This is a genomic window from Acinetobacter sp. TR3, from assembly GCF_027105055.1.
Classification (GTDB): Bacteria; Pseudomonadota; Gammaproteobacteria; order Pseudomonadales; family Moraxellaceae; genus Acinetobacter.
Genome location: NZ_CP114264.1, coordinates 754398 through 778818, shown reverse-complemented (window position 1 = coordinate 778818; position 24421 = coordinate 754398). Strand labels below are relative to the sequence as shown.

The 24421-nt window shown below is 37.8% G+C and carries 24 protein-coding genes; 10 read left to right on the top strand and 14 right to left on the bottom strand.

The features are described 5' to 3' along the window. Nucleotides 1–8: 8 nt before the first annotated feature. A complete protein-coding gene (locus O1449_RS03725; RefSeq protein WP_269239202.1) occupies nucleotides 9–3602 on the top strand; it encodes an AAA family ATPase in 3594 nt (1197 codons plus the stop codon). 44 nt (nucleotides 3603–3646) lie between these two features. Here O1449_RS03725 and O1449_RS03720 read toward each other — a convergent pair whose 3' ends face one another. Both O1449_RS03720 and O1449_RS03715 read right to left on the bottom strand, forming a co-directional pair. After that, a complete protein-coding gene (locus O1449_RS03720) occupies nucleotides 3647–4369 on the bottom strand; it encodes a hypothetical protein (RefSeq protein ID WP_269239201.1) in 723 nt (240 codons plus the stop codon). Between the two features lie 183 nt (nucleotides 4370–4552). Continuing rightward, complete coding sequence (locus tag O1449_RS03715; protein ID WP_269239200.1) at nucleotides 4553–5245, bottom strand: YggS family pyridoxal phosphate-dependent enzyme; 693 nt, start codon at nucleotides 5243–5245, stop codon at nucleotides 4553–4555. 123 nt (nucleotides 5246–5368) lie between these two features. Between O1449_RS03715 and O1449_RS03710 the strand changes: the two genes are divergently transcribed. Continuing rightward, nucleotides 5369–6406, top strand: coding sequence for a type IV pilus twitching motility protein PilT (locus tag O1449_RS03710; protein WP_087544931.1), 1038 nt, complete (start codon nucleotides 5369–5371; stop codon nucleotides 6404–6406). A gap of 24 nt (nucleotides 6407–6430) precedes the next feature. Further along, nucleotides 6431–7549 (top strand): PilT/PilU family type 4a pilus ATPase, encoded by a 1119-nt coding sequence (locus O1449_RS03705; RefSeq protein WP_005158228.1) that lies wholly within the window; start codon nucleotides 6431–6433, stop codon nucleotides 7547–7549. Between the two features lie 94 nt (nucleotides 7550–7643). Here the strand turns inward: O1449_RS03705 and fur are convergent, their stop codons facing one another. Beyond that, nucleotides 7644–8081 (bottom strand): ferric iron uptake transcriptional regulator, encoded by a 438-nt coding sequence (gene fur / locus O1449_RS03700; protein ID WP_004663428.1) that lies wholly within the window; start codon nucleotides 8079–8081, stop codon nucleotides 7644–7646. 111 nt (nucleotides 8082–8192) lie between these two features. On the opposite strand from fur, the gene O1449_RS03695 reads away from it, so the two are divergent. Continuing rightward, complete coding sequence (locus O1449_RS03695) at nucleotides 8193–8591, top strand: outer membrane protein assembly factor BamE (RefSeq protein WP_269229784.1); 399 nt, start codon at nucleotides 8193–8195, stop codon at nucleotides 8589–8591. Between the two features lie 58 nt (nucleotides 8592–8649). Here the strand turns inward: O1449_RS03695 and O1449_RS03690 are convergent, their stop codons facing one another. The 10 genes from O1449_RS03690 to O1449_RS03645 form a co-directional block, all read right to left on the bottom strand. Further along, the gene (locus O1449_RS03690; RefSeq protein WP_269239199.1) at nucleotides 8650–8970 is read right to left on the bottom strand and encodes an RnfH family protein; all 321 of its coding nucleotides are present in this window, start codon (nucleotides 8968–8970) and stop codon (nucleotides 8650–8652) included. Then, nucleotides 8970–10052, bottom strand: coding sequence for a hypothetical protein (locus O1449_RS03685; RefSeq protein WP_269239198.1), 1083 nt, complete (start codon nucleotides 10050–10052; stop codon nucleotides 8970–8972). Before O1449_RS03685 ends, O1449_RS03690 begins: the two co-directional genes overlap by 1 nt. Before the next feature lie 248 nt (nucleotides 10053–10300). Then, entirely contained in the window at nucleotides 10301–10756 is a 456-nt protein-coding gene (locus tag O1449_RS03680; RefSeq protein ID WP_269229781.1) for a bacteriohemerythrin, read from the bottom strand. Between the two features lie 276 nt (nucleotides 10757–11032). Beyond that, complete coding sequence (locus tag O1449_RS03675) at nucleotides 11033–11881, bottom strand: class II glutamine amidotransferase (protein ID WP_269229780.1); 849 nt, start codon at nucleotides 11879–11881, stop codon at nucleotides 11033–11035. A gap of 97 nt (nucleotides 11882–11978) precedes the next feature. Then, on the bottom strand, nucleotides 11979–12755 hold the full coding sequence (locus tag O1449_RS03670; protein WP_269229779.1) for a GNAT family N-acetyltransferase: 777 nt from the start codon (nucleotides 12753–12755) through the stop codon (nucleotides 11979–11981). A gap of 275 nt (nucleotides 12756–13030) precedes the next feature. After that, nucleotides 13031–13930 (bottom strand): acetylglutamate kinase, encoded by a 900-nt coding sequence (gene argB / locus O1449_RS03665; protein ID WP_269229778.1) that lies wholly within the window; start codon nucleotides 13928–13930, stop codon nucleotides 13031–13033. A gap of 13 nt (nucleotides 13931–13943) precedes the next feature. After that, nucleotides 13944–15365 (bottom strand): phosphomannomutase/phosphoglucomutase, encoded by a 1422-nt coding sequence (locus O1449_RS03660; protein ID WP_269239197.1) that lies wholly within the window; start codon nucleotides 15363–15365, stop codon nucleotides 13944–13946. A 193-nt stretch (nucleotides 15366–15558) separates the two neighbouring features. Further along, nucleotides 15559–16011, bottom strand: coding sequence for a dUTP diphosphatase (gene dut, locus O1449_RS03655; RefSeq protein ID WP_269239196.1), 453 nt, complete (start codon nucleotides 16009–16011; stop codon nucleotides 15559–15561). A 23-nt stretch (nucleotides 16012–16034) separates the two neighbouring features. After that, on the bottom strand, nucleotides 16035–18074 hold the full coding sequence (gene rep / locus O1449_RS03650) for a DNA helicase Rep (protein ID WP_269239195.1): 2040 nt from the start codon (nucleotides 18072–18074) through the stop codon (nucleotides 16035–16037). A gap of 183 nt (nucleotides 18075–18257) precedes the next feature. Further along, nucleotides 18258–18920 (bottom strand): OmpA family protein, encoded by a 663-nt coding sequence (locus O1449_RS03645; RefSeq protein WP_269229775.1) that lies wholly within the window; start codon nucleotides 18918–18920, stop codon nucleotides 18258–18260. Nucleotides 18921–19309: 389 nt separating this feature from the next. On the opposite strand from O1449_RS03645, the gene O1449_RS03640 reads away from it, so the two are divergent. From O1449_RS03640 to O1449_RS03615, 6 genes are all read left to right on the top strand, one after another. Continuing rightward, the gene (locus O1449_RS03640; protein WP_269229774.1) at nucleotides 19310–20227 is read left to right on the top strand and encodes an acyltransferase; all 918 of its coding nucleotides are present in this window, start codon (nucleotides 19310–19312) and stop codon (nucleotides 20225–20227) included. Nucleotides 20228–20251: 24 nt separating this feature from the next. Next, nucleotides 20252–21310 carry a preprotein translocase subunit SecA gene (locus O1449_RS03635; protein WP_269239194.1) on the top strand — a complete coding sequence of 353 codons (1059 nt, stop codon included), beginning with the start codon at nucleotides 20252–20254 and terminating at the stop codon, nucleotides 21308–21310. A 118-nt stretch (nucleotides 21311–21428) separates the two neighbouring features. Beyond that, nucleotides 21429–22148, top strand: a complete 720-nt coding sequence (gene minC, locus O1449_RS03630; RefSeq protein WP_005217839.1) for a septum site-determining protein MinC — start codon at nucleotides 21429–21431, stop codon at nucleotides 22146–22148. Between the two features lie 65 nt (nucleotides 22149–22213). Next, complete coding sequence (minD, locus tag O1449_RS03625; protein ID WP_269229772.1) at nucleotides 22214–23026, top strand: septum site-determining protein MinD; 813 nt, start codon at nucleotides 22214–22216, stop codon at nucleotides 23024–23026. A gap of 2 nt (nucleotides 23027–23028) precedes the next feature. Further along, nucleotides 23029–23301 (top strand): cell division topological specificity factor MinE, encoded by a 273-nt coding sequence (gene minE / locus O1449_RS03620; RefSeq protein WP_004663449.1) that lies wholly within the window; start codon nucleotides 23029–23031, stop codon nucleotides 23299–23301. A 125-nt stretch (nucleotides 23302–23426) separates the two neighbouring features. Beyond that, on the top strand, nucleotides 23427–23714 hold the full coding sequence (locus O1449_RS03615; protein ID WP_005158274.1) for a PA4642 family protein: 288 nt from the start codon (nucleotides 23427–23429) through the stop codon (nucleotides 23712–23714). Nucleotides 23715–23757: 43 nt separating this feature from the next. On the opposite strand, the gene rhtC is transcribed toward O1449_RS03615, so the two are convergent. Beyond that, a complete protein-coding gene (gene rhtC, locus O1449_RS03610; RefSeq protein ID WP_004663452.1) occupies nucleotides 23758–24375 on the bottom strand; it encodes a threonine export protein RhtC in 618 nt (205 codons plus the stop codon). Nucleotides 24376–24421: the final 46 nt, after the last annotated feature.

The window sequence follows — 24421 nt, the reverse complement described above, 5'->3', positions numbered from 1 at the left end:
GATTTGCCGTGAAAATTTTATCAATTCGACTTAAAAATTTGGCATCGCTTGCAGGTGAACATTTTATTGATTTTGAAACTGAGCCTTTAGCAAATGCAGGACTGATTGCCATTGTCGGAAAAACGGGTGCAGGTAAATCTACAATTTTAGATGCCATGTGTCTGGCGTTATTTAATAAAATTCCCCGCCTTAAAGAAAGTGACGGCAAGCTGTTAGATGTCGATGGTTCTGAACTACTCACAAACTCCCCTTTAACGGTTCTACGTCGTGGAACTGGGCATGGTTTTGCCGAACTGTGTTTTGTGGCACAAGATCAGAAACACTACCTCGCACGCTGGGAAATTAAACGTGCCCGTGAAAATGCCAGTGGCAAATTGCAAAGTGTACAACGCTCACTCAAATGCCTGACCGATGGCGTGGTGATTGCAGATAAAACCAAAGCAGTTGAAGCGCATATTCAACAGATTACTCAACTGAGTTTTGAGCAATTCACTCGTGCTGTACTGTTGGCGCAGTCCGAAGTGACCGCTTTTTTAAAGGCACGTGATAATGAACGTGGTGAATTACTCGAGTATCTGACCAATTCCAGTATTTTTGCCAAAATTGGACAACTGGCTTTTGAAAAGACCCGTGAAATCAGTAACCAACGCAAGCAACTGGAAAATGTGTTAGGTCATATTGAAATCCGTTCTGATGAAGAAATTGCCGAATTACAAAGTCAATTCCAACAGATACAACAACAGGTTCAACAGTTGGAAGCTGACAAAGTTCAGCTTAATCAACAACAACAGTGGTTCGAGCAAAAACAAAAACTAGAAGCTGATATTCAAGATCGTCAGCAAAAATTGCACCTTCAACAACAACATATAGAGGCACTCGCCCCGCAAAAAGCACAATTACACCAACTTGAACGCTTTGCTTCTATTCATCCATATTTCATTCAACATAAGAATTTCAATGCTGATCTTGGCAAATTACAACATCAATTGCTCAAAGCACAGCAAGATTTCAATACAGTTGAACAGAAATACAATACTGAAAAATTTACCTTTGAAAAAATAGATACTGAGCACAATCAACTACAACAATTTGAGACTCAACATCAAGACAAAATTAAATTGGTACGCGATCGTATTGCTGACCGTCGTCTTTTGGGTGAGCAACTTCGTAAAGCTCAAAGTGATATTAAAGAGTTAGAGAATCAACAGATTCCCCATCTTGATCAGGAACAATTAGTTCAAAATCAGCTTAAACAATTACAACTCAGTATTTCTCAACATACGGCGCAGTTAGAAACATCCAATCATTTTGGTTCTTTGGATGATTCCCTTTCAGCACACATCTCTCAAATTCAACGCTTTATTCAAAGTTACGCTCTATTTGAAAAAAATTATGGTGATGTGCAACATGCCAATCAGCAACTTTTGGCAAAACAGAAACAACTTGAAGAAATAACAATACAATTCGGTCAAGATGATGCACTTAATCAAAAAATTACAACATTAGGCATCGAGCGTGATCAGCTTGTACAAAAGTTAAATCAATTCAATGTGATTCAACATCAATGGCACAATTTTCAACAGATTGATGCTGAACATTGCAAATTAACGAGCTGGGAAAATACGCTAAATCAGCAAATTATACAGACTCAAACTGAATTCAAAACTGCCGAAACGAATTACCAAGAACAAAAAAATACACGTGAACAACTGCAAAAAATCTTGCAACAGCAACGTTTACTGAATACTAAAAATATTGAAAAACTGAGAGCGGATTTGGTCGATGGTGAACCTTGTTTAGTTTGTGGCAGCAAACATCACCCATATGCTGAAAAAGAAGCTTTTTCTGATGAGTTATTGAAACTACAAGAACAACAAGAGCATCAAGCACTTGAGTTTGAAAAAGTGGCGTTTGAAACTTGGCAAAAGTTACAAACAACATTCACTCAGCAAACAGCATCAATGGATGCCAATTCAAAACAACTGGCTACTCTCACAGCTCAACGACTACAGCTTCTATCTGAGCTTGAACAGCAACTTATAACGCTTCATATCACCTTTGATTTTTCAAAAAATCATGATGTGTTAACTCAAATCATTCAGGCTCAAAAAGAGCATACTCAACAAACTCAAAAACAGCTTGAAGACTGTTTAACTTCACATGGAAATGCTCAAAAGCGACGTCATGAGCTTGTACAATCGATTCAACAAACCACGCAGCATTTATCGAATGTTCAACAAGCCGAATCAAATATTCAGCATATCGTAAGTTTGTTGAATGACACAGAAAAACAAATGTGGATGCAATCTACATTAAATGCCGCAGAACACGTTTCAAACTGCTTGCAACAACGTCAGCTCACATTAAAACAGCGAAATGATCTGAACAAACAACTCGATCAAACCACTCAACAACATCAACAATGTGTACAGCAAATTAAATTTGGTCAGGAAAAAATTCATTCAGCTGCAAAGCATATTGAAAATTTAACCATTGAAGGCAAAAAAAATAGCGATATTGCAATCCAAGTTATTTTTGAAATCACGCAAAATACCGTTGAAAAGCCACATGAATGGTTAGACGATTTTGATCAAAACCAACAACATCTACAAAAGCAATTTAAAAATGCACGTCAAAGTTTTGATCAAATCCGACAAGATTTTGAAATTACAAATAATGTACTAAAAGAATGTCTTGCTCATAACTCTCAACTGCAAAAACAAGCTGAGCAAGCGACCACCCATGTTCAGCAATGGTTAAACCAAAATACTGATTTTACATATGCAATATTAGAACAACTAAGTACGATTTCTCACGAGCAAGAACAACAATTAAAACAAGATATTTTAAAAGTTGAACGTACTTATGCGGATCTACAAGCAGGGATGAGAACCGTTCAAGAACAACTCAAACAACACCTTGAACATCAACCTGAAATTGCATTTGAAATATTAATTTCTAAGCTCACTACACTTATTGAAAATATGCAAACTTTGGCTGAACAACGAGATCAATATAAAGTTCAAATCGAATTGCATCAGCAAAACTTAGCGAAACAAAAACAATTTGCAGATCAAATCCAACAGATTCAGCAGCAGGAACACCGTTGGAATAAGATTTCTAGTTTAATTGGCGATTCCAAAGGTAAGGATTTCCGTGATTTAGCCCAGCAATATAATCTGGATATTCTGCTTGAATATGCCAACCAACAACTCAGCATGTTGTCACAGCGTTATACTTTAAAACGTTTGGATAACTCACTTAGTTTGGCGATTATCGACCACGATATGGATGGAGAAACTCGTTCAGTGGCCTCTCTGTCTGGCGGTGAGTCTTTCCTGACTGCCCTTGCGATTTCTTTGGCGATTGCCAATATGGCCTCTGGTTCTATGAAAATCGAATCCCTGTTTATTGATGAAGGTTTTGGGAGTCTGGATGCCTCTTCGTTGCATATGGTGATGAATGCCTTAGACCAACTGCAAAGCCAAGGGCGTAAAGTCATTTTAATTTCCCATATTCAAGAAATGCATGAGCGTATTCCTGTGCAGATTCAGGTGCAACCGATTGGATCAGGTTCAAGTCGGATTGAGGTGGTGGGATAGATTCAATCAACCAAAACATTCATCAATATTGTTGATTTATTAAATTATTCTTTGTCCGCAGGAAAGGCTTTAGGTGGCAGTGCATATTGAGATGAATCTTTTATGTCATCTTTTGAATCAGGAGATTCAAGTTGATAAATTGCTGTTCCAATAATGCCTGTATTTTGAATTGAACCATGATCCGAATTTGCAGCATAAGCATCTTCAGGCTGACTAAAAGTAAAAGATGCCACTGCGGAGTCGCTCTTACGGAAACCTTCTATCTGAATTGCGCTGTGCGGATGTAATACATAACCAGAATTATTGCGTGAAGCAGTACTTCCATTTAGTACATCCATACCATCTACACTTGCAACCACTTCATAAGTGTTGTCGGTATGATTTTCATATTTTAATTGATAGCTCTGGCCATTTTTACCTGAAAGATAATAATTTTGACCATCTCTATATAAGGGAAGCTCTTGATTATTATCATTAACAACAGAAAAACTAATTTTCCCTGCTGCCAAAGAAATACTATTCACCATTTTGCCTTGGTATTGCTTATTAGCATAACGGACTTGTGATTCAGCAATCGGCTGTTCAGATAAACGCGTCAAATTCACCTCAGTCACATGTGAAGTGACTTCATCTCCCCATTTTGTACCCAGTTTTTCATCTGCCGCAACTTGAGCATTCTGCTCAGTAACGATTTCACTTTCTTTTTTACTGCAAGCAGCTAAAAATAAACATAAAATAAATGAGATTAAGAAATAGATTTTTTTCATTTTAAATTAACCCTAAATTGAGTTCTTATCATTATGAGCAAATAATTTTTAATCGCTTAATATGAGCATCATATAAGTGATCAACGAATTATTCTAAATTAAGCCATTTTTTTCAACAGTGTATAAATCTTATATAATTGTAATTACTTCTCTATTCTCTGAACTAAAGAAGTAATTAACTCATTATGAAATATTTGAATAATCCCGTGCACCAAACAATGCTGTGCCTACTCTAACCATGGTTGAACCTGCTGCAATCGCAGCTTCGAGATCGGCAGACATGCCCATACTTAATGTATCCCAGTCTTGCGGCTGTGCATGTTGAGCTTTCACTTGCTCAAATAGCACTTTAGCATCAGCAAATGCGGCATGATTTTCAGGTGCTGGAATCACCATCAATCCACGCAAACGGATATTTGGAAGCTGACTGATTTGGTGAACCAATTCTAAAACCTCATTTGGTTGGCAACCATCTTTAGAATTTTGCCCATCAATATTTACCTGAATACAGATATTTAACGGTTTTTGATTTTCTAAACGTTGCTTGGATAAACGTTCTGCAATAATGAAGCGATCGACTCCATGCACCCAATCAAATGTTTCTGCTAAATGCTTGGTTTTATTGCGTTGTACATGACCAATAAAATGCCATTCAATATCTAAATCTTGTAATTCATCAATTTTAGTCAAGGCTTCTTGCAAATAATTTTCACCAAAACAACGCTGACCAACAGTATACATTTCTCGTAAGGTTTGGCTCGGATGAGTCTTTGAAACAGCCAACAATTGTACAGTCGAAGGATCACGTTTCACCTGCTGGCAAGCTTGCTCTATTTGATTTAAAACAGATTGACGGAATTGCTCAGATTTATTCATTGACACAGTTCTCACTTACAAAATCTTTTTTCTCTCACATTCTATAATATGTTGGTAACACAGAGTGAAAGCCGTATATTATTCTATAAAAGAGTGAGGCATTTTGATTGTTTCGGGGAAATCATGGATATTACAGAATTACTAGCATTTGCAGTTAAAAACGGTGCTTCAGACTTACATCTTTCATCAGGTATGCCACCAATGATTCGTGTAGATGGTGAAGTCCGTCGTATTAATTTACCAGCACTAGAACATAAAGATGTACACCGCTTAGTGTATGACATCATGAATGATAAACAACGTCGTGATTATGAAGAAGATCTAGAAACTGACTTTTCATTTGAAGTGCCTAATATTGCACGTTTCCGTGTGAACGCATTTAACCAAAACCGTGGCGCTGGCGCGGTATTCCGTACCATTCCATCTAAAGTTTTAACCATGGAAGACCTTGGTTTAGGTTCAATTTTTAAAGAAATTTGTGATTATCCACGGGGTATCGTTTTGGTCACAGGACCTACGGGTTCTGGTAAATCAACGACGCTCGCTGCGATGATCGACTATATCAACGAAAACCGCTATGACCACATTTTAACGGTTGAAGACCCAATCGAATTTGTACACCAATCTAAAAAATGCCTGATCAACCAGCGTGAAGTGCACCGTGATACACATGGCTTCAATGAAGCACTGCGTTCAGCACTGCGTGAAGACCCTGACATTATCCTTGTGGGTGAGATGCGTGATTTGGAAACCATTCGTCTGGCATTGACTGCTGCGGAAACGGGTCACTTGGTTTTTGGTACACTGCATACGACCTCTGCAGCGAAAACAATTGACCGTGTCATCGACGTATTCCCTGCCGAAGAAAAAGATATGGTTCGTGCCATGCTTTCTGAATCACTACAAGCCGTTATTTCACAAACATTATTGAAGAAAAATGGCGGTGGTCGTGTTGCAGCACATGAAATCATGATTGGAATTCCAGCAATTCGTAACCTTGTACGTGAAAATAAAGTAGCTCAGATGTATTCTGCCATCCAAACGGGTGCAAACTACGGTATGACTACACTTGATCAAAGTCTTAAGACCTTGGTTTCAAAAGGTGTTATTAGTCCTCAAGTTGCCCGTACCGTAGCAAAACAACCTGAGTCATTCCTATAATAATAAACGGATTAGAGAAATATCATGGACTTTAATGATTTACTCAATTTAATGATTCAACAAAGTGCATCTGATTTATTTGTCACTGCAGATGTTGAACCATCAATGAAGATCAACGGTCAAATTGTGCCTGTTTCAAAGTCTAAACTCTCAGGTGAAGTCGTTGGTCAGTTACTTCATTCAATTATGTCAGATAAGCAGCGTAAAGAATTTGCTGAAACAAGAGAGTGTAATTTTGCGATCGTCAATCGTGAGAAAACAGCCCGTTTCCGTGTAAGCGCCTTTCAACAACGTGATATGCCTGGAATGGTTTTACGTCGTATTGAAACTGTTATTCCAACCATGGATGAACTCAAGCTCCCTAGCGTGCTGAAAGAACTCGCCATGACCAAACGCGGTATCATTATCTTTGTAGGCGCAACAGGTACAGGTAAATCAACCTCATTAGCTTCGATGATTGGTTACCGTAACCAAAATTCAAAGGGTCATATTATTACCATTGAAGACCCAATTGAATTCGTACATCAACATGCGGGTTGTATTGTCACTCAACGTGAAGTCGGGATTGATACAGATTCATTTGAAGTCGCATTAAAAAATACGCTTCGCCAAGCACCTGATGTGATCTTGATTGGTGAGATTCGTTCTCGAGAAACCATGGACTATGCGATTGCTTTTGCGGAAACAGGTCACTTAGTACTTGCAACACTACACGCAAATAATGCGAACCAAGCACTAGATCGCATTGTCCACTTCTTTGAAGCAGATCGTCATCCTCAATTGCATATGGATTTATCACTTAATCTCAAGGCGATGGTTGCTCAACAGTTGATCCCAACGCCAGATGGTAATTCACGTCGCGCAGCAATTGAGATTCTGATTAATACACCACTTTTGGCAGACTACATACGCAAAGGTGAAGTACACGAAATCAAAGATCTCATGAAGCGTTCTCGAGAATTGGGGATGCAGACTTTTGACCAAGCATTATTTGATTTATACAAAGCAGGTGAAATTACGTATAAAGATGCACTGAAGCATGCTGACTCGCCAAATGACTTACGTCTCACAATTAAACTTTCAGAAGAAGGTACAGATCAGTTATTGAGTGCGAGCCGAAATATTACCTTTGATGGTCAATAATTCGAATTAAGACATTAAAAAAGGAAGGTTTTTTAGAACCTTCCTTTTTATTTGTTTAATTTTAGTAAAGTACTAAGCTTTAACTAAATCAAACTCATTTTTTACGATAAGCATCTTGGCATTCAGAATCACTACAATAACCGTATAAGTTTAATGAATGACCTGTTAAGGCAAAATTATGCTGATCTGCAACAGCATGCTGCTCTTTCTCAATAATATCATTCGTAAATTCAACAACTTTGTTGCAATTTAAGCAAACAAGGTGATCATGATGATCTTCTTGCATGATTTCAAAAACTGAATGATTATTTTCAAAATGATGACGTTGGATAATGCCAGCCGCTTCAAATTGTGTTAACACTCGGTAAACGGTTGCTAAACCAACATCTTCACCTTGTTCAAGCAAAGTTTTATAAATATCTTCAGCACTTAAATGATGTTGTTTTGAATTTTCTAACAATTCCAAAATCTTAATACGAGGAAGGGTGACTTTAAGTCCAGCTTTGCGTAAGTCTTGATTGGAAATAGGCATTTAAAAAGGTCTCTCAACAAATCTTAAGTTGGAATAGGCAATAGAGTTTAGATGCAGTATGATCTATCCTTGAACCAAATGCATCATCATTTATCAGGATAGTGTAGCAAAATGCAAAAAATCATGCTGGCGTTATTCGTCACTTCAGTACTTAGCGGTTGTTCAGTCTTTGGTGTTTATAAAGTCGATATTCCACAGGGAACACCATTAACTAAAGCACAAGCATCACAAGTACAAGTCGGCATGAGCTTTCAGCAAGTCCGTTTCTTACTGGGTAGTCCAACTGTTACAGATCCATTAAATCCACAACGTTGGGACTATATCTACAACTACACCCCAGGGACTTATGCGAAAAAAGCAAAAATACCAGCAGTGCGTGGTCAACACTTAAAAGTTTATTTCGATGCGAATGGTAATGTAGAACGTCTAGAAGGTTTAGATACGATTCCCGAATCACAACCTGGTTTACCAGCATCAAAAGAAGCGATTCTGACTGCGCCACCACTATAAACTATAAATAGTTTCCAAAAAAGAAACCCCTCACCGAATCATTCATGAGGGGTTTTATTTATGAAGTTGATGGTCTAAAACGATTACCCTTAATAAAACGCCCAACAGGGTTCTTTGCGGCACGCTTGCGTCGAATATCTTTAGGATTAATCGTCAATGGACGATAAATCTCTACTCGATCACCCACTTGCAAAACAGTATCTATCTCAATCTTACTACCAAATACCCCAAGATTTAAAATCTCTGGAAGTTTTATCTGCTCTGCTAAACCACTTGCATCAATCGCTTGTTGTGCAGTCATTCCTTCATTGAATGGAACGGCAATCATAAATTGCTGTTCAGGTGTCGCAAATGCAACCCAAACTTGTTTCTGTTCCATTATAAAACTTGCCCAATAACTGCGACAATCGCAATCAAAATTGAAAGCGGTAAAACTAAACGTACCGCAATACGCCATACGTTATAAAATAATTCATTACTAAAACCCATAGCTTTACGAAGATGGCTAATCTTCATAATCCAGCCTGCAAAAACTGCATAAATCAAACAAATCACTAGTCCCCAAATCATCAATAGAGTATTAAAAACTTGGTCAACTTGTGGCACAGCCCAAACTGCAATTGCCGCGAGAATAATGCCCCATTGAATAATGATTGCAAGTTGGCGTTGTGCTAACTGCTCTTTAGCAAATTGGATCAATAATGCAGCAGACATTATCGCAGCAAAAACCCACGCTAATGCTGGAAGTTGCGCTTGGGTAGAGAAGAAACCAAATGCAATGACAGCAATAAGCTGCGCGACCCAGATCGGAAAGACTGAACTTGTGACCGCTTGTTGTTTCTTCACTGTCGCTAAACTACTTTGCCAATACAATCCTAGACCTAGACCACTTGCGACTAAAGCAAGCACTGTAGCATTGCCCCACTCTTTAAACTCAATACCTGTCCAGTGCCAAGTCGTTAACTGAGTTCCCATCACATTTGCACCAATAAAAGCAGCAATGACTCCAATTGTTGTAAGTCCAATTAAAAATTGGCGCGGTATAAAAGATAAACCAAGCGCTATAACGGCAAAAACAGCGAAAAGGATTTGAACAGGAAGATTTAATGCAAGCTGCTCAGTCACAATGTGAGCAGAGGTATTTATCATACTGCCTGCAAAGAAAGGAACAAAAACAACAGCGAACCAACCTACTAAACGCCATTTCGGGGAAGCATCAGCATCACGCGTTAAAGTAGAAAGTGCTTGTAACGCGGTCATCTGTGAACGTTTCGCTAAGGCAATTTCAAGAAAACCAATCGGTAATGCTAATAAAAGCATGGTTCCTAGCCACAATAACCAAAAATCAAATTGACGATCAATTTGAATACCCACAGTTGGTGCTAATGTGCCAATCATGACAAAAGATAAGCAAAACGCCATCACTGGTGTAAGCCAGCGTGACAGAGTTGTGTCCTGCATACTGCATTCCTTAAAAAGCTTTGAACTCATTGTGCTTCTTTATGGAGCTTACAATGAAATATTCAATCTATTTTGCCTTTGTCACGTCTGAAAATCAAAACAAAAGATACCCAAAGAAAAAGGCAAATCACCATAAAGATGACTTGCCGCGCCTAGTTATTATTATGTAAATCTGACCTCTTATTTTTTACTCATCTTCACCTTATTATTTTTCTACCATAAGAGGTCTTATTGTTATTATTTTATTGTCAAGCAAAGAACCGAGAAAACCAATTCTTGCCTTTTTTCTTTTCATTTTCTTTAATAATGCCAACCATATTTTCTCTAACAGCACCTACATAATCAGCATCATCATGCCGAATATGATTGATTAACCATTTTGAAAGTGCTTCATGCAATTCTTTATCAATTTCATGCCCTAATTCAAAACGTTCACGATAAGTCTCTATCTTTTTGATAAATAAATCATGCACACGTTTATGTGGCACACGATATTTATAATTTGCTTCTTCTTGCAAGCTTTCTTCAAAGGTAAAATGCGACTGTGTATAATCAATAATATTGTCTAATACACTCTTCATTTTGACACGATCATGGGAATATTTTAAATCAGCGATTTCATTAATATAATCCAGAATACGTCGATGTTGATCATCGATTACCTCTATTCCTGTATTATATTCGGTAGACCATTTCATGCCCATATCGATTCCTAAAACCAATGTGATTTATTGAATAAGGACATAATATCGGCTAAACAATTAAATAAAAACACAGTATTTTTGTCAGATTTCAAATATTTTCAATAAAATAAATTAACCTGTTGTTTTATATTTAATTAAATATTTTAACCGATTAAAACACTCAAGTATTTTTTAACCAATTCGAGAAAAATAATTATAATTTCATTAAAATATAAATAGTTAAGAATAGATACTATAAATAAATGATATAGCATCTATTAATTTTTATTATACTTATTAATATTGATCCGCTCTCGTCACGCGTTTTAGGTTTGGATTTTCTGCTTCTCGAATGAGACGTTTAACACGTGTGAGTGCATATTTAATGGGTTTCCCGTGCTGAAATAAAATCATTTCGCCTGGCTGATATGCAGTCCATGATTCATTATGTGTGAGTGGTTCCGTCGTGATAACAGCAACACGATCTTCAGGTGTTGTTACCTCGCTAAAATCTACTTTGACGTCTAAATCAATTAAATGCGCAGGTTGAAATGGATATTCTCTTACTAACCAATGCAGTTTAGTTGTCGCATAACTAAATAATGCTTGCCCATTGGATAGGCAAAAATTAAACGTACCATGCTCAGCAATTTCAGGTGAAATCCGTTCTAATAGAGAAAAAACTTTCTCTATACACGGTTCTGTATATCCGAATGCTTCAACCATTTGATCTAATAAATAACAAAAAGCACGTTCGCTGTCTGTATTACCGACAGGTTCAAAGCGACCACTAAGCTGAGGATTAAAATCGTGTAGATCACCGTTATGCGCAAAAATCCAATGTCGCCCCCATAACTCACGTAGAAATGGATGTGAATTTTCTAGCGTAATTTTGCCTTGTGTTGCTTTTCGGATATGTGCAATCACATTACGAGATTTAATAGGATAATTACGAACTAAATCTGCAATTGGTGATTCAACCGCAGATTGATTATCAACAAACAAACGACATGCTTTGTCTTCAAAAAATGCGATACCAAAGCCATCACAATGATCAGACGTGACCCCTGCTCGTTGAGAAAATCCACGAAAGGAAAAGGTAATATCCGTCGGAGTCGCGCAATTCATTCCTAATAGCTGGCACATATCTTCTAACTATCTAACATCTGTGTCTATTGTGCATGAGGTACAGACATCTTGTAAATCTCAATATGTGCTCAGTATTAGCCTAACAATGATATAACTATCTCTGCACCATTTTATTCATCACAAAAGAAGTGGCAATTTTGTTAATTTCTAAGAAAACAAAATAATCCAAACATTTAAAATCTTCATCATAAAATGCTTGTTTAGAGAGCTTAGATTGCATACCTAGATATGTATCAAATAATTTTGGCATCCGTTCATCTTGTGGGAAACTATATTCTGGTCTCTCAGGTTCAAATGCACGTTTTGAACGGATATCAATAATTTGATGCTCAGCCAATTGCTGAATTTGACGATGGGTGTAATAAGCTCGCGCCAAGTTATCTTCAAGATGAATACTCACGCATCCCATCACATACTTCGCACGCATAGACCATAGTACCTTTGGCACTAAATTTAACCATAGCATTGATAAAGCTTTTCCAGAACGGAATTGCGGATGTACACACGTCCGCCCTATTTCCAAGATACTTGGCAAATGTGAAAAGTTTGGAACGACATCAAACTCTTTAGCACTATAACTTTGCCCAATTTCATGACCTTGAAACAATTTAAGACGTGTATAGGCAACAATTTCACCCGTCCATTTTTCACGTAACACCGCATGTTCACAACCAAAATCATAGAGATCTTGATCTAGCCCATCTTCAAAAGAGATACCAAATTGATGAGAGAATTGATTTGCTCTAAAACGTTGTACTTCTTGTAATTCTTTTAGATTATCCACCCACCCAAAACGGAATTGGTTTTGTGACGGCTTTTGACGTAAAGGTGAAGTTAATGTCTGGCGATAATGATTTAATTTTTCTAGCATAATGAAAGCTCCTTATGTCTAGAGTTACCTTAAATCGCTTCAATGACACTTCAATGAATAAAAGATGAACAGATCATGACTTAAATTCAATATCAACATCTATTAACTATCGCGGAGGCGGCATGGATGCAGCCCGTTTGACTGCGGTATCAAGGACGTGCCGTCAGTCAAACAAAAGATTTTTGTTACTATTCATCCTTGAAAAGTAAAGAAACACCTATACACAAGATATGTGATCTTACACATTCCATGAGGTTGTGCAAACTTTTCAAAAATTAATGCTTCGCACGATTGGTAATCAATGTACCAACGCCATGGTCAGTAAATATCTCTAATAATGTTGCATGAGGTACACGACCATCTACAATATGTGCACTCACGACACCACCTTTGACCGCGTCTAATGCACAACCGACTTTAGGAATCATACCGCCATAGATCACACCCGTTTCAATTAAACGATCTACTTCTTGTGTACTCAATCCAGTTAATAAGTTTTTATTTTCGTCTAATACGCCTGTGATATTAGTCAAAAGAATCAATTTCTCAGCGCCTAATGCTTCTGCAACTTTTCCAGCGACGAGATCAGCATTGATATTATAAGTATTCCCTTCTTCATCCACACCTAATGGTGCGATCACAGGAATAAAATCCCCTTGAGTAAACATTTCCAGTACATCGGTTTTAACACCAGTCACTTCACCGACCATACCCAAATCAATTTGAGAAATTGAACCATCAGCTTCTTGTTTTTCCATAAGCAGTTTACGGGCACGAAGTAAATTACCATCTTTACCTGTCAAACCAATCGCACGACCGCCGTGTTGGTTAATCAGATTGACAATCGATTTATTAACACTACCACCGAGAACCATTTCAACCACTTCCATCGTGGCTTGATCGGTGACGCGCATCCCATCAATACGATCAGACTCTTGCCCTAAACGTTTAAGCAGTGAATCAACTTGTGGACCACCACCATGTACGACGATTGGATTTAAACCTACTGTTTTTAATAACACGATATCGCGAGCAAAAGAGCTTTCTAGCTCTGGATCAGTCATTGCATTGCCACCATATTTTACAACCAACGTTTTACCTGCAAAACGTTGAATATACGGCAAAGCTTCAATCAAAATTTTTGCTTTATCAATGCCGATATGCTCGTGTGACATGCGCCTCTCCTTATTAAGCCTGTGCGAGTTCTTGTGCAATTTGCGGATATTGACCTTGCATCATAGAAACAAATTCTTGGCGAATTTCACGTAATCGATTTGGATTATCTGCATCAAAACGAACCGTGAAATACTCACCTGTATTAGATGCTCGAATAATGCCAAAACCATCGTCAAAATCAAGCCTTACCCCATCTATTTTACTTAAACGAGCGCCTAAACGATGACTTAGAATTTCAATATCATTTAAAACTTGTTTAGGGTTTATATCATGGGTGCTGATATAGGTATCTTCAGTACAATAACGTTCAGGGTAAATTGCTAATAAAGCAGAAAGGTTTGCTTTGTCTGATTGAGTCAGGTATTCCATGACTCTTAGCGCTGCATATAGACCATCGTCATAACCAAAACCGCGACCATCATTAAAGACATAGTGACCTGCATATTCACCACCAAATACCGCATTGCCTTTGGACTGAGATAAATATGTTCGCAAGAAACTACTTCCTGTACGAATCATTTTAGCTTGTCCATTCAAACGTTGTACGGTATCAGCCACCATTTGAGAACATTTCACATCAAATACAATTTCTTTACGTGGATGCTGTTGTAAACAGATTTGTGCGAATAAAGACAATAAGCGGTCTGGGCTAATAATATGGGCATGCTCATCGACTAACACCAAGCGATCACCATCACCATCTAAAGCAATGCCTAGATCAGCTTTTTCTAAAATAATGGCTGCTTGTAAATCTGTTAAATGCTCAGCATGTGAGGGATCTGGGGCATGATCAGGAAAATCCCCATTGGCTTCACAACGTAAAGCAATGACCTGACAACCTAACTTTTCTAAAACCAGTTTTGCACATCGACCTGCTGATCCATGCAAACCATCCAATACAATTTTTAAAGGGCGTGATAATTGAATATCATCTAATAAGGATTGCTGATACTGCAAACAATACAAAGGCACAATTTGATGTAGCACATGATCAGAATCAATCATTTGCTGAACATTTGGCAAAGAAATTTGTGCAAGTTGTCCAACCTGTTGAATCACGTCTGGCGTTGGGGGTTCACCATTTAAAATCCATTTAATACCATTATCTGATTTAGGGTTATGGCTTGCAGTCACCATAATTCCGTTCCCACCAAAATCACGCGCGATATAGTACATCATGGGCGATGAGCAACATCCAATGTTGGTGACTGTTAAACCCTGTGTTTGAAAAATTTGTTGAATAATATTGGCATAAGTCGGACTGGTTAGACGTGCATCATAGCCAATTACAACGCGATCTTGTCCTGCATTTTTATATTGTTGTGCTAAAGCATAGGCAATTGAATGAATCACATGAGGCGTTAAGTTGCTCAGTTTTCCACGGATATCATAAGCGCGAAAAACATTCAGAGGAAATGTATGTTTTATATCCACAGTAAACCCCTATTTTTATAATCACTAGCTGACTCAAAAAAAACAGAACTATTAAAAAATTAATTAACCCTTGTTCAGAAAAATTAAAGTAATTCATCAGCTGCTTTTTAATACAAATCTAGGGAACAATCAATATGACAAATGCAACGCTTTTCAGTAAAGCATTGCATTTAAATTGATAATGGAGGCAGTATTAGTGTTGGCCTGTATGTCCAAAACCACCTGCACCACGTTCAGTCGCAACAAATTCTTGCACTTGTTCAAATTCAGCTTGTACCACAGGAACTAAAACGTATTGAGCCAAACGCTCACCTGGCTCTAAATGGAAGGTATTCTGCCCACGATTCCAAACCGAAATCATCAACTCGCCTTGATAGTCAGAATCAATTAAACCGACTAAGTTTCCTAATACAATACCATGTTTATGACCAAGACCTGAACGCGGTAAAATTAAACCTGCAAAGTTTGGATCTTCGATATAGATTGCTAGACCTGTTTTGACTAAGACCGTTTCACCAGCCGCAATATCAATTGCAGTATCTAAACAGGCACGTAAATCTAAACCTGCTGAACCCGTTGTGGCATATGAAGGCAATGCCCATTCTTGACCTAAACGAGCATCTAATACTTTAACTTGGACTTTCATTACAACTTCCTACTGACTATTTCTTAACGTTTCAATAATGCTTTTAAATTCGCGAGATATTGCTGAGCTTGCTCTTTCGGATCAACATTCGGTGCGAGTTTCTTTTTACGACCATGCCACTCTAGATCATCTTGTGGTAATTCGTCTAAGAAACGGCTTGGTGTCATTTGACGCATTTGACCACCGTTTTTGCGCTGCTCAGCAAGTGTCAAGGTAAGCCCTTGTCGAGCACGGGTAATACCCACATACATTAAACGGCGTTCTTCTTCAATGGTTTCTGAAGCAATCGAGTTTTTATGTGGTAATAGCTCTTCTTCCAAGCCAATCATATACACATAAGGAAATTCCAATCCTTTTGCAGCATGTAGCGTCAATAAGTTCACTTTATCCGTGTCTTCTTCTTCTTGCTGCTGCTCTAACATATCGAGCAATACCAGTTTACGAATCACACTTTCAATATTCTTCTCATCGACATCATCAGTGCGATTCAATAAATTTTGAATGCTGCTATAAAGGCTTTCAATACTGTCAAGCTTGGTTTTTTCCTGAGCAGGCGTCGCTGCCTGTTCACGGATATAATCGATATAACCTGCTTCGTTAATCATCTGACGAACCTTTGGCATTGGCTCATCATCGTCGAGTAATTCACGTGTAAATGTCGCGATAAATTCAGCAAACTCATGCAATTGAGTTGATGCCTTCTTCGGCAAGACCATTGCCAAACGCTGATCTGAAGATGCTGTCAGCAAAGATAAGGTATTCTCTTGTGCGAATAAACCGAGTTTCTCTAAAGTGACAGGCCCAATTGCACGCTTCGGTGTATTAATAATTCGTAAGAAAGCACTATCATCTTCAGGATTAATAATGAGGCGTAAATAGCTCATCACATCTTTAATCTCAGCACGAGCAAAGAACGATTGCCCACCCGATAATTTATATGGGATTTGCATTTGACGTAGCTGCGTTTCTAATACACGTGCTTGGAAATTACCACGATATAAAATGGCATAGTCTTTCCAATTTTTACCATTCATCAATTTATGCGTGATGAGATCTTTAACAACACGTTCAGCTTCATCATCATCATTTAGGCACGTGATCACACGAATATTTTCGCCATGCCCTTTGTCACTCCACAATTTCTTATCGAAAATATGCGGATTGTTTTCAATCACAGCATTTGCTGCTTTTAGAATACGGCTGGTTGAACGGTAGTTTTGCTCAAGTTTGATGACTTTTAAATTATGAAAATCTTCTTTTAATAAAGCCATATTCTCAGGCTTTGCACCACGCCATGCATAAATAGATTGATCATCATCACCTACTGCGGTGAATTGCCCCATCACACCAACGAGAAGTTTTACAAGTGTATATTGTGCAGTATTGGTATCTTGATATTCATCTACCAGTAAATAGCGAACACGGTTTTGCCATTTATCTCTGACTTCAGCATTTTCTTGAAGTAAGCGAGCAGGCATTACAATCAAATCATCGAAATCGACTGCATTATAGGCACGTAGGTTACGTTCATAAAGTTGATACAAATGCGCCAACTGTACATCATCAACAGTTTCACAAGTTGAATGGGCTTGCTCAGGTAAGACTAGATCATTTTTCCAATCTGAAATTTTTTTCATTGCTTTTGCGATGAGTTCTTTACTCTCTGCACCTGATAAATTGTCACGTTGCATTAAGTCCATCAGAATTCGTTTGCAGTCGTCTGCATCTAAAATCGAGAAGTTGGCTTTAAGAGGTAAGTTTTTTAATTCTAAACGTAATAAATTCAGACCAAAAGTATGGAAAGTCGAAACTGAGAGTCCTTTAGCTTCTTCACGAGACAATAATTTACCGACACGCTCCTTCATCTCACGTGCAGCTTTATTGGTAAAGGTCATAGCAGTAATACGATGTGCTGGAATACCACATTGCTGTACGAGGAAAGCAACTTTTCGAGTAATTACGGAGGTTTTACCTGAACCTGCACCTGCAAGCACCAACAATGGCCCTTGAACATATTTCATCGCTTCAAGTTGCTTGTCATTGAGTTGACTGGCAGATGACATCTTGGAATACCTCTCACGTTTTCGAGCATGATTATAGACATCTCTGTTTTAGAATCCCAATAGTAAATCTTGGGATATGTATAAATTATGATGCCTTATACAAATAACACGCCATAGCTTGTCGCAAGCTGTTCGACACAATAAAAAAACCACCCGAAGGTGGTTCTTTTAAATCAGTAATAATTACTGTTTTGCATAAATACTAATTTCTACACGGCGGTTTTGTTCTTTACCAGCAGCAGTTGCATTTGAAGCGATTGGATTAGAAGAACCTAAACCTTGCGCATCAATACGGCCACCTGAAACACCTTGACCAGCTAAATAATTTTTAACTGACTGAGCGCGTGCTTGAGATAATGGAATGTTGATTGAATCATTACCTGTATTATCTGTATAACCTGTTACAAGAATCGCACTCTTGTTATCTTCAGCCAACACTTGTGCAACTTTGTTTAAAGTGCCGTAGAAGTTAGGTTTAATATTTGATTTATTGGTATCAAATGTAATGCTACCCGGCATGATCAATTGAACAGAACCATCTGGATTACGACCTACATCAACACCTGTACCTGCCATTTGCTCACGTAATTTTTTCTCTTTGTTATCGAGATATAAACCACTTGCACCACCAAGAATCGCACCAATTGCAATTGCACGGTTGTTTTGAGATGATGAGTTAGCATTACCTTTAGATACACCATAACCCGCAGCAGCACCAATTAAAGCACCTAAAGCAGCTTTGTCGTATGAAACACCACCAATATCGTTACCTTGGCCACTCATTGTTTGGCAACCAGAAAGTACCAATCCAGCCCCTACTAATGTTGAAATTACTAATGCACGCATTGCGTAGCTCCTGTCTATGTATTTTGTTGTCTGAACAAATAATGAATGATAAAATCAAGCCAGACCATTGATATTTTGTTAATAATAAACAGTTTATTTATATTTTTGTAATATTTTGATGCACTTTTCTTGATCTTATACTCACATTTTCTCCACTGTTTATTATTTTGCATAAAATCACACTTATGAGATATATATCACATTATTAAAAATTAAGTAATCATCTAAGTCTTCTATGGTAAAAATTTTAATTTCCCAGATTTTGTATCTATAAGTACTGGAATATATGAAAATTGTGAACATTTAAAAATATACAGTTGTATTTAAATATCTGTTGTTTATAGTTAAAAGAATTGTTTTATCGAAAATTAGCACTCAAGGTTTGATTTATGTCTACCACAAATAAAAAAGCATCGTTATTAGAAAGGGTAAGTAAAGGACTTACTGTTGGTTCTGTGATCACAGGAAGTACTTTTTTACATGGGCCCCCTATCCTGACATTAGGTATCACCAAGCTATTCAAAAAATCAAAAAAGGTAGATGAAACCAATATTCAGTTGGCGAATAGTTGGATTGGCATAAATAATCAACTGATTGAAAAAGTCTTACCAAATCTTAAATGGGAAATTAGTATTGATGAAAAGCTCGATCTGAATTTACAAGGTCGTTATATGATGATTTGTAATCATCAAAGTTGGGTGGACACCACAGTAAATCAATATTTTGGTCTCACACGTATGCCACTCACCCGCTTCTTTACCAAGTGGGAACTCATCTTTATTCCTTTTGTTGGGCAAGCCTTTAAGATTTTGGGTTTCCCAATGATGAAACGTCACTCAAAGGAACAAGTGGCTAAAAACCCAGAACTGAAACATCGCGATATGTTAGAAGCACGTAAAGCCTGTGAACAATTATTAAGTCAGCCTTTTACACTACTCAATTATCTTGAAGGCACTCGCTTTACTGCCGAAAAACAAGCAAAACAGCAATCACCCTATCAAAACTTACTTAAGCCAAAAGCAGGTGGCTTGGCATTGGCTTTAAACATCTTAGGCGATAAGATTGATGCTTTGGTTGATATGACAATTGTCTATCCTGATGGTGCACCAGATTATGGTGATTTTTGGTTAGGTGATGTCTCACGTATTGCTGTAGATTTGCGTAAAATAGAAATTCCAGATTGGGTGCTTGGTGGAAATTATGAAGATGATCCAATCTACCGCGAACGTTTCCAGCAATGGGTCGACCAAATTTGGACAGAGAAAGACCAATTGATTTCACAAATGAAATCTAAATATTATCAATAGTCTCATTAGGAATTGACTCACCACATGACTCAGCAGGACTCAAAACAAAACTCTAAATATAGCCTTGTAAATCCAAACAGTAAGTTTTTTAAACTGTTTCTTGTTTATGACATTTTCATGGTGTTTATTATTGTTTTTAATTTGTTCTGCTTAGGCATGAACTTTTTTTTAATGAGTAATATTGGCGAATGGTTTTTTAACACAATCCATTTACCTAATGTGCTTGAGTTTTATCGTAGTTACTTACACCCTTGGGTGATTATCACCGAAGCATGGTTTATTATTTTTTTAATCACTGAACTTGCCGTGCGATGGGCAATTGCGATTGTGAATAAACACCATGCTCGTTGGTGGTTTTTTCCATTTATTCATTGGTATGAAATCTTAGCGATTATTCCCCATTTACGTTTTCTACGTTTATTCCGCGCAGGTATTATTGCATATCGCCTACATGAGCTTGGGTATAAGGTTGTACCTGATAACATTCGTATTAAAGCAGCGTTTTACTATAGTGTCATCATGGAAGAACTCTCTGATCGCGTTGTCATTTCGGTCATAGATGGCGTTCGACAAGAGCTTGAAACCAGTTCGAGTCATAAAAAAATTATTCATGATCTCGTTGATCATCATCGTCAATTGTTTACTGTGGCGCTATCTTCTTTACTACAAGAATCCTTAGCAAAAACATTGCAAGAACAACAACCAATGATTACGAAAAAAGTAGGCATTATTGTCAATCAAGCGATTGAAGATACGCCTGAACTGACCCAGTTATTACGTTTAATTCCTCTTGTTGGTGGAAGAATTGAACAACAGATTCAAACTATTGGGCAACGTTTAGGTGAAAATATTAGTATTGGTTTGATTGAACCTTTTACAGCAGGCTCTGCACACAACCCAAATGAGAATTATCAATTGATCGCAGAAAAAGTCAGTGAGCTAAATATTGATAATCACTACTTAGAAGAATTGGTTGAATCAGTTGTATTTGAGAGCCTCGCAGCCATACGAAAACAAGTAAAAATCAAGCAATGGCAGCAAACCTTGCATGAATATGATCAATTGGATAAAAAAGCAGAATGATTACAAGAAAATTTACCAATCTAGCTAGAGAATTCCTGTAATTTGTTCTAGCATTTGCTTTTATTTACAACATGCTTTAACACAATAGAGTGCTTAAAAAAGCCCTTAAGGATAAATTATGGCTGATATACGGATTACGGGCAGAATGGTGAATTTTAGTCGATTAACATTCGACACAAATGACCATAATGCGATCCGCCAGCAACTTACAAGCACCCTCAATGAAGGTTCCTATCTTGGAACTTTAGTCATTATTGACAGTACCGTTGAACAAGAGCTGATTGCATTAATTCAACTACTCATAGATCTTGGTTTACAACCAATGGCGGTGATTGATGGTATCTTGGGTGATGAAGCACGGGCGATTCAATTTCCTGTACTGCCTGCTGATCAACCATTACAGCGTATCAAAGCATCAAAAGAGCAAGTCGTTGCTCAAGCACCTGAAAAAAATACTGAAACTCCAGAAATACAAACACCACAAAAACAAACACCGACTACGCATATCACCTCATATCATGATGAGATTTTGCGTACTGGACAATGTTTGGTACAGGATCAAGGTGATATTATATTGAATGCGGGTATGAATAGTGGCTCTGAAGTCATTGCGTCTGGAAATATTCACATTTATGGCAATGCTCGTGGTAGAGTCATTGCAGGTGCAGGTGGGCACACTTCAGCTCGAATTTTTTGTCACTCACTAGAAGCAGAGTTAATCTCGATCGCAGGGACATATTGTGTCGCAGATGATATTCCTAAAGATATGATCAAAAAACCCGTACATATTTATTTAAATAACAAGCAAGAGCTTGAATTTGAAGCCTTACAGTTTTAATTTAACTTATTAAACACCCAAAAAGCCCTTTTAGGGCCGTATGACCATAAATAGGAGTGGATTCGGTGGCCAAAATTGTTGTCGTAACGTCAGGCAAAGGTGGTGTAGGTAAAACTACAACAAGCGCATCTTTTGCAACAGGTTTAGCCCTACGTGGTCATAAAACTGTTGTGATTGATTTCGATGTAGGTTTACGTAATCTCGATTTGATCATGGGCTGTGAACGCCGTGTCGTTTATGACTTTGTCAATGTCATCAATAATGAAGCTCGCTTACAACAAGCATTGATTCGTGATAAAGAAATCGAAAACTTGTACATTCTCCCTGCATCACAAACACGTGATAAAGATGCTTTGAGTGATGAAGGCGTTGCTCGTGTGATTGATGAACTTGCTCAAGAGTTTGACTATATTATCTGTGATTCACCTGCGGGGATTGAGCGTGGCGCGATCTTGGCAATGTATCATGCTGATGAAGCAATCATTGTGACAAACCCTGAGATTTCATCAGTGCGTGACTCAGATCGTATTATTGGTATGCTTGATAGTAAAACTAAAAAAGTTGAACACAACGAAGGCCGTATCCGTAAACATCTCTGTATCACACGTTTCAACCCTGAACGTGCTGACAAACAAGAAATGTTAACGATTGATGATATTTCTAAAGATATTTTACGTGTGCCGACTTTGGGTGTTATTCCTGAGTGTCCAAGCGTACTTCAAGCATCGAACGAAGGTAAGCCTGTTATACTTTATGACGAAGCAAAAGCTGGTCAAGCCTACGATGATTTAGTCGCTCGTTTCCTTGGCGAAGATCGTCCTTATCGACACATTGCAGTACAGCCAAAAGGTTGGTTAGCTAGACTATTTGGAGCGTAATTATGGCAGGATTCTGGAGTAAACTTTTTAGCAGTGATGAAAAACCATCAAGTGCACAAACTGCCAAAGATCGCTTAAAAGTTATTGTTGCATCTGAACAAGGTTTAGGCCGCCGCTTAAGCCAAGACAAAATTGACCAAATGAAAAAAGAAATCATGCAAGTGGTCAGTCGTTACGTTCGTGGCGTAGATGAACAGCATATTCAAATGCAAGTTCGTTCAGAAGCAAATATCGAAATGTTAGAAATGAATATCAATTTACCTGAAGATCGATAGAAGTTTTTTCATTAGCGATTTTTCGCAAATAAAGGCAAAATACATTGCGACTGAACAAAGCCATGCTTTGTTAATTATTCAGTCCCGTATTTTGCCTTTATTATTTTAAGACTGAGGAGATTGTCATGGCATTATCACAGCCAGCAACTTTCAATGAAGAATGGTCAGATGAGCGTGTTTTTGCCTACCTCAACCAACTTCCACCAGCAGATGTTAATGCTGACTTCCATGTACTCTATCATGCGTTCAAACATATGCGCCCTTTCGACTATGAGCGCTTGATTACCAAATTTTTAGCTGATGGTCGCGATTTAAATGCGACTAATCCTGAAGGACAGCGTATTCATGACGTGATAGCTCAATTTCCACGTCAGAAAGATGGTTTCTTAGAAGTCTTAGCAAAATTTGCTTAAGATAAAAAAGCCTGCTTAAAGCAGGCTTTTTTATCTCTTTATTTTATCGACTACCAATCAAATAAACGCCCAGTAAGGTAAAAATCCCACCAGAAATACCATCAATCCATTTTGCAAAATTTTGATATGCTGTTCTAAATGTAGGTAATGAGAATACAAAGGCTACCACTAAGAACCATAGCAAGGTTTCTATCGCAATAATAATAAAAAGCAAAGAGTGATGCTGATCAAATAAAGGATTGGCTAAGAATAATGAAAATACACTACCAAAATAAATCACTGCTTTAGGATTCGATAAGTTAGTGAGTAAACCTTTCATAAAAAACAAATAAGGCGACTGAGGTAATACTATCTGTTTGATACTTTGCTCACCTTTTGAAAAAGCTGAACGAAGCATTTGGTATCCCAACCAACATAAATATAAACCACCAGCGACTAAAAGGCCTTGTTTTAGCCAAGCCATCTTTTCAAAAATAATATTCAGTCCCATCAAGGCTAAAAGTGACCAGACCATCGCCCCCAAGCAGATACCAAATGCAACCAATACCGCATCCTTACGAGAACGGCTGACAGCGGTTTGAGAAACTAAGAAGAAATCAGGTCCTGGAGTGATAAGCGCACAAAAATGAATAAAAATGAGTGTACATAATGCAACAAACATGGCTCACCCTTTAGCTTGAATTTTTAAACAATAAGCTTAAATAAAA